Annotated in this window: 6 protein-coding genes; 2 read left to right on the top strand and 4 right to left on the bottom strand. The window is 56.6% G+C overall.

All coding sequences use genetic code 11. The features are described 5' to 3' along the window. Nucleotides 1–270 (top strand): transposase (locus tag BLO51_RS23670; protein WP_174551311.1); only part of this gene is annotated, 270 nt, incomplete at its 5' end. Nucleotides 271–359: 89 nt separating this feature from the next. Here the strand turns inward: BLO51_RS23670 and BLO51_RS23665 are convergent. Beyond that, nucleotides 360–1,301, bottom strand: a complete 942-nt coding sequence (locus BLO51_RS23665; RefSeq protein ID WP_090675767.1) for an MBL fold metallo-hydrolase — start codon at nt 1,299–1,301, stop codon at nt 360–362. Nucleotides 1,302–1,453: 152 nt separating this feature from the next. Here BLO51_RS23665 and BLO51_RS23660 point away from each other — a divergent pair, with 152 nt between their 5' ends. After that, nucleotides 1,454–2,119 carry a thiamine diphosphokinase gene (locus tag BLO51_RS23660; RefSeq protein ID WP_090675765.1) on the top strand — a complete coding sequence of 222 codons (666 nt, stop codon included), beginning with the start codon at nt 1,454–1,456 and terminating at the stop codon, nt 2,117–2,119. A 133-nt stretch (nt 2,120–2,252) separates the two neighbouring features. On the opposite strand, the gene BLO51_RS30540 is transcribed toward BLO51_RS23660, so the two are convergent. The 3 genes from BLO51_RS30540 to BLO51_RS23650 all read right to left on the bottom strand — a co-directional run bounded on the left by BLO51_RS30540 (nt 2,253) and on the right by BLO51_RS23650 (nt 6,476). Beyond that, nucleotides 2,253–2,345, bottom strand: a complete 93-nt coding sequence (locus tag BLO51_RS30540; protein WP_143006957.1) for a dihydroorotate dehydrogenase — start codon at nt 2,343–2,345, stop codon at nt 2,253–2,255. Nucleotides 2,346–2,570: 225 nt separating this feature from the next. Continuing rightward, nucleotides 2,571–4,694 carry an ABC transporter ATP-binding protein gene (locus tag BLO51_RS23655; protein ID WP_425415830.1) on the bottom strand — a complete coding sequence of 708 codons (2,124 nt, stop codon included), beginning with the start codon at nt 4,692–4,694 and terminating at the stop codon, nt 2,571–2,573. Nucleotides 4,695–4,724: 30 nt separating this feature from the next. Further along, nucleotides 4,725–6,476 carry an ABC transporter ATP-binding protein gene (locus tag BLO51_RS23650; protein ID WP_090675764.1) on the bottom strand — a complete coding sequence of 584 codons (1,752 nt, stop codon included), beginning with the start codon at nt 6,474–6,476 and terminating at the stop codon, nt 4,725–4,727. Nucleotides 6,477–6,906 lie beyond the last annotated feature (430 nt).

Raw genomic sequence — 6,906 nt, 5'->3', positions numbered from 1 at the left:
ATCGTGTTGGATAACGCTCGCATTCATCATGCCAAGTTATTGCAGCCGTTTTTGGAAGAGATGAAAGGCCGACTCGAACTGGTTTTCCTGCCGCCTTACAGTCCGAAATTGAATCTTGTTGAAGGGTTATGGAAATGGCTGAAATCCGATGTAATTAACAATGTGTTCTATCACACGGTGGCCGAAATCCGTAACAATGTTCAGCAGTTTATGGACGAAATCATGAAATCTCGGTGGTCGATCATAGATCGGCTTTGTGTTAGGTTCTAATTCTAATGAATTCATTAGTTCAACTTATATAGTTAGCGCACGCAGGCCATTTCTGTTTTGTGCAGACTATCTTGCGCCCCGCCAGGCTATTACCGCAGCGTCTCCCCGAAAAGCAGCACCCGCAGCCGCTCCGGCTCAAGCTGCCGCCGCGCCCATTCCGCGAACAGACGGTCGAGCGCCTCGCGCGGCGTGTCGTCCGCGAGCCGGAACGCGCCGTAATGCATCGGCACGAACAGCTCGGCCCCACAGTCGAGGAACGCCTGAACTGCCTGTTCGGGGCTCACGTGCTGCTGGGACATAAACCATTCCGGCTCGTAGGCGCCGATCGGCATCAACGCCCACTTAATCGGAAAGCGATCACCGATCAGCTTAAAGCCCGGGAAATACCCGCTATCCCCGGCAAAATAGATCGCGAGCCGCTCCCCGCCGTGGTTCGTCGGCCGAACGATCCAGCCGCCCCAATGTGACGTATTCATATCGAACAGCGTGCGGCGTGTCCAATGCTGCGCCGGAACAAAATGCAGCTCCAGTGAGCCTAGCCGAAGCTCTTCCCACCAGTTGGCCTCGGTTACGTGCGCGAACCCGCAGGAGCGCAGCTTGGCCCCCAGCCCGGCCGGGACAAAAAGCTGCATTCGGGCGTTGGCCCGGGCAAGCTGCCGCAGCGTCGGCAGGTGCATATGGTCATAATGACTATGTGACAACAGCACCGCGTCGATCAGCGGGAGCTCCTCCAATCGTAAACCAGGTGGCGCAAGGCGCTTCTCCAACCCCATCCGGGTCGCCCATACCGGGTCGGTAATCAGATTTTGGCCCTCCATCTGCAGCAAAAACGTCGAGTGCCCGATCCAAGTAGCGGTCGGCTGCGTCCGGTTGCTACGCAAGTAATCGAGCTGCCGCGCTTCGGCCTGCGGCACGCGGTAGGACAAGTCTTTGATTTTCGCTTTGCGCTCTTTTCGCCATCGGTGCAGATGGGCCAGCTTTTTGCGATTTTGGCTGCCGTCCAAATTTTCATACCGCCGACGAATGATCACGTGCCGTCCTCTCCCTTTTCTCCAGCCTCAGCTGCTCTTTTATCAAAACTATACCTTATTCGCCCCCTTCATCTCAATTTCACCTGCATATTCTCTTGATCTCAATCATGGTATAATGAATTCCACTAAGTTTGGTAGGAGGCAGCGGACGGATGGAACGAAAACGGGTTCTTATTTTCTCGGGGGGCCGGCTAGGGGGCTGGGCTTTGCGGGAAATCCGCACAGGCGATGTGCTGGTCGGGGCGGACCGCGGGGCGCTCTTTCTGGTGCGGCACGGATACCGGCCGGATATGGCCCTCGGGGATTTCGACTCCGTCAGCTCGGTGGAGCTTGAGGAAATACGCCGGGGCAGCCGCGAGTTCGTCGCCTGCGATCCGGTGTGGAAAGACTTGACCGACACGGAGATGGCCTTCACTTGGGCGTTCGAACAAAACGCCGAGGAAATCGTGCTGCTGGGCGTGCTTGGTACCCGATGGGACCATTCGCTCGCGAACGTCCATCTGCTGCGCAAGGCTTTGGCCGCGGGCATCCGCTGCCGTATCGCCGACGCCTGCAACGAGCTGATGCTGATGGACAGCAGCGAGCCGCTAACGGTCAGCCGGAGCCGGTTCACCCATGTGTCGCTGCTCCCGCTCAGCATCGAGGTCACGGGAATTACGCTCGAAGGGTTCCAGTATCCGCTGAATGAGGCGACGCTGACGATCGGGCAATCGCTCGGCATCAGCAACGTACTGCTTGGCGAAGCCGGACACATCCGCATCCGGGACGGCCTGCTGCTCGTGATTCAGAGCCGGGATGAAGAGGAAGCGGCGGAGTAAGCAAGGGGACAGGAATTCGTGCTTTTAAGTTAGCATAAATTAAAACCAAGGGATTGATCGCTCTTTTTACGAAGTAGCCGAACATACAAAAGGAGCCGCCTGTCGGCGGCCCTTCTGCATTGGTTCGCTTAAATTAAATAAAACAGATACTGCAAGCGACGATAACAAGCAGAATGAAAAGAACCAAAATAACACCTGTGGAAGTAAACCCTCTAACGCTGCTCATTAGTCAACACTCCTTAAATAGTATTGAGTATCGGCCTGATCCCTCCCGATTACCCATGATTTAGTGTATTCGGTAGTGGAAAGATTGTTTGGACAGATGGCGGGTAACAAATGACCTGCAATTATATACACCCACATATCATTTGGATTACATGTCTGAAAAAAGCAAAAAAGGATTCAAAGCGCAGCTTGTAGCGCAATCGAATCCCCTTGTTGCGGTTGCCCATCAAGCTATCGTCTGAGCCGCACTGCCCGATTGGAGCTGGTACATGCGGTAGTACCGACCTTGCAGCTGCATCAATTGCTCGTGATTGCCTCTCTCGACGATCTCGCCGCGATGGAGCACGAGAATTTGATCCGCTTCGCGGATCGTGGACAGCCGGTGGGCGATCACGAACGTCGTCCGGCCTTCGCTGACGACCCGCAGCGCCTCTTGAATCAGTCCCTCCGTCTCGCTGTCGATGCTAGCCGTCGCTTCATCGAGAATGAGAATGGCCGGATCGAAGGCGAGCGCCCGCGCAAAGGAGATAAGCTGCCGCTGTCCGGCGGACAGCGTGCTGCCCCGCTCGACCACCGGCTCGTCTACGCCGCCGGGCAGTTGCTCGACGAAGGAAGCCGCACCGACATCCTTAAGCGCCTGGCGAACCTGCTCCGGTCCTATCCGTTGATTGTACAGGCTCACATTGAACTTGATGTCGCCTGCGAACAAGAACGGGTCTTGCAGCACGATACCCATATGCTTGCGCAGCGCCTGCTTCGAGAGCGTACGGATTTCCGCTCCGTCGACGCGGATTTCCCCTTCCGTCGGCTCGTAGAAGCCGAGCAGCAGGTTCATGATCGAGCTTTTGCCCGAGCCGGTATGCCCGACAAGCGCTATGGTCTCGCCTTTTCGCGCCTCGAACGAAATGCCGCGGAGGACAGGCTCTCCGGTTTTGTAAGCAAAAGTGACATTGTCGAAGACAACATGGCCTTCCGGCCGCAGCACTTCATCCGACGAAGCTACTTCGGTGCCGTCGATGTCCAGCAGGTGAAACACTTTCTCCGCAGACACGACGGCCCGCTGCGCATTGAGCATTTGGTCGAATATGCCGATGATCGGCTGGAAAATCCGCCCCGTATAATCGATAAACGCGTAGAACACACCGAACGAGATCGAGGTCTGAAGCGATTGGCCTCCGAAATACCAGATGGCACCGGCAGTAAAAAAGGCCCCGATAAGTCCCGTAAAATTACGCGAGGACAGCGAAAATACGCGGTTCTGCTTGATATGGTTCCGGTAGCGGTCCTCGTTGAGCGCATCGAACTCCCGCAGGCGGTTCTTTTCCTGCCGGAACGCTTGCAGAATCGGCATGACCGCGATCGATTCGCTGATCATCGCGTTCATATCGCTCAGCCGGGCCCGCATGATGGCGACGTACTTTTGCGAATATTTCAAATGAATGAACATGACAACGGCAAACAACGGAAGCAGCAGCAGCGTGACGAGCGCCAGCTTGACATCAAGCAAAAATAAAACGATATAGATGCCCACGATGTTGATCGTGCTTACCACGAATGTCGCCATAAAGCTCATGAACAGATCGCGGATCGCTTCCGTATCGTTCGCAATCCGCGATACGACCTGCCCGATCGGCGTATTATCGAAATAGCGAATCGGCATCCGCTGAATGTGGCGCATCAGATCCATCCGCATCCGCTGGATGATGCGCAGCGCCGTCGTCTGTAGTGTTATGCCCTGCACGTAATGAAGAATGCTTCCAAGTGCAAGCAGACCGACGAACAGCCCCAGCCAGCGAGCGACCGGACCGACGTCATGCCTGTAAAACTGTGCCGTCTCCGCCGCAGACAGCTTGCGCGCCGGGTACACCTCACTGCCGCCTCCGGGCACCGTGCGCTTCACCTCGGCCGCTTCCCCGTCCTTCGCCGGGCCGACGAGCGACCATTGCCCTTCCAATGCAATCGGTTGGCGCACCAAGTACAAGCCGCCCTCCAGCTGCAAAATCCGCACGTCCTTCATCACGGACCGGTTAAAGACGACGCCGCGGCGTTCCGCCTCCTCCTTCCAATCCTGACGAATGTAGAATTCCCCGTCTACGTGCACCTGCTTTACCCCATCCTTCGGCAGATTAAGACCGGGGGCGACTTCAACCCACGGCAGCCCGATGGCGCCGATGTGACGGTCGATGATCGTTTTGGCGATAAGCGGTCCGGCCAGCTCCGCGCCGACCGCACAGCATAGCACCAACAGCGCCGCCGCGACGCGGTATTTAAACAGCAGCGCGTAGCCGAGGAGCCTGCGCAAAATGGGTTTGCCTGATGATTCGTTCGTTTCTATGGCGATATGACTCACGTCCTTCCCGATTGGCCTGGAATCGCGGCCCTATGATGAAGCATCCAGCAAGCTTGCTTCAAGCTGCTGACGCTCGAACTGCTCCTTGTACCAGCCGCCGCGCAGCAGCAGCTGCTCGTGCGTGCCTTCCTCCGCGATGCGCTCATCTTCCAGCACGACGATCCAGTCGGCATGCATGACGGCGGATAGCCGGTGTGTGGCGATCAGCGTCGTCTTCCCGGCACGTTCCGCACGGATGTGCCCGAGAATGGCGCTTTCGGTGCGGGCATCCACGGCGGACAGCGAATCGTCGAGAATGAGAATTTCCGGGTCGGTCAGCAAAGCGCGCGCAATGCTTACCCGCTGCTTTTGCCCGCCGGACAGCATGACGCCGTTCTCGCCTACAATCGTTTGCAGCCCTTCGGGCAACTGCTCCACATCCTGCGTAAACGAAGCCATCTCAATGGCCCGCCCGATCTCCTCCGGCGAAGCGTCTGGGCGCCCCAGCGCAATGTTATCGCGCACGGACTTGGACAACAGCAGATGCTCCTGCGACACGTAACCGATCCAGCCGCGCACGCGCTCAATCGCCAGATCCTCGATCGGCACATCCGAGAGGCGCACGCTGCCGGCAGGAGCCGGGTAGAAGCGCAGCAGTTGCTTCAGCAGGGTGCTTTTGCCGCTGCCGGTCCGCCCTACGATGCCGAGCGTCTGCCCGCGCTCCAGCCGTAAGGAAACGCCGGTCAAACTATCCTGAGCCGCTCCCGGGTAGCGGAACGTAAGGTCGCGCAGCTCGATCGATTCCGGACGGCCGACCTCTATCGGATGGGCGGGATTTTGCACGTCGGGTTGCTGCTCGAAGCTGCGCGTCAAGCGGTCGACGGAAGCCGTCCCACGCTGCAGCACATTGATGAACTCGCCGAAGGCAATCATCGGCCAGATTAGCATGCCGAGGTAAATGTTGAACGATATGAGCTGCCCGAGCGTAATGTCATTGTGGAACACCAGATACGCCCCGTACCCGATGCCGATAACGTAGCTCAAGCCGACGATCAGCGAGATGGCGGGATGGAACAAAGCATTGATGGCGGCCACGCGGATGTTCTTATCCATCACGTCCCGGGTAATCCGATCAAACGCAGCCAGATCGTGCTCCTCCTGCACATACGAGCGGATCACGCGCATGCCGGAAATCGACTCCAGCGCCTGGTCGTTCATCCGTCCGAACGCCGTCTGCGCGGCAATGAACCGCTTTCGCGTCTGCTTGCCGAAGATGCTGATCAGCACCGTGAGCAGCGGCAGCGGCAGTAGCGCCGCCAGCATCAGCTTCCAGCTGATGAACGAAATCATCGTCACGAGCACGACTGTCGTGCCGACAATCGTATTCACAAGCGTCATGACGCCGTAACCGGCCGTCTGGCCGATCGCAGGCACGTCGTTGGTCGCTAGAGCCATCAGTTCCCCGGTAGTGTTACGCTGGAAAAACGACGGCGACATCCGGGTCAAATGAGCGGTTAACCGGCTGCGAAGCAGCTTTTCCAGCAGCAGCGAATTGCCGAACAGCGTCGTAATCCATACGTAGACCATGATATATAGCAGCACAGCCAGACCGATGAGCAGCAGCACGCTCTGCCGCAGTCCTTCGGCGGTCAGGGAACCGGTACGGATGTGGTCAATGACGCTCCCGATCATCCGCGGCGGCAAAATATTCAGCACGCTAACCGCAGTCATCAGCACGACAGCCAGCGCATATCGTCCCCAGCGGTCGCGAAAAAACCAGGCAAGACGCCCGACAAACGACAAAGGAATCCACCTCTTTCTTTTGAATTGAAATTGCCAGGAAGCATCATTCGACTTCTTTTTTATAGGAAACATACATTCGCTTTTTATTCTCATACCATACCATATTACGAGTGTCTTGCCACCGGGAATTTTTTATGAAACTAATTTTCTTGCGGCAAACTTCACAGGAATAGAGGCAATCCAAAATAAGCCTAGCCCTGTTTCCGCTCTGCGGCTGGACTAAGCTATTTTGCAGTAAGGTTTATTATAAATTTTCTCTACTCATTCCTGCTCTTTAAACATTTCCCTCACTACATTACGAGCCATACACACTTGCTGCCACTTCTTTTTCCTTAGCGTTCTAACGATTTCGACCAGATCCGATTCGGAATCCGTGTACTTCTCCTCTTCATCGAAAAAAGCTGCGCCACGCTAACCTCCAGCGCCGCTG

Origin of the sequence: Paenibacillus tianmuensis (genome assembly GCF_900100345.1) — a bacterium.
GTDB classification, from domain to species: Bacteria; Bacillota; Bacilli; order Paenibacillales; family NBRC-103111; genus Paenibacillus_G; species Paenibacillus_G tianmuensis.
This window is presented reverse-complemented; position numbering and strand designations above follow the sequence as displayed.

What these genes read in the sequence shown, in the direction of transcription:
- BLO51_RS23660 (WP_090675765.1), top strand. Translation starts at nt 1,454, where the DNA reads ATGGAACGAAAACGGGTTCTTATTTTCTCGGGGGGCCGGCTAGGGGGC.
- BLO51_RS30540 (WP_143006957.1), bottom strand. Translation starts at nt 2,345, where the DNA reads ATGAGCAGCGTTAGAGGGTTTACTTCCACAGGTGTTATTTTGGTTCTT.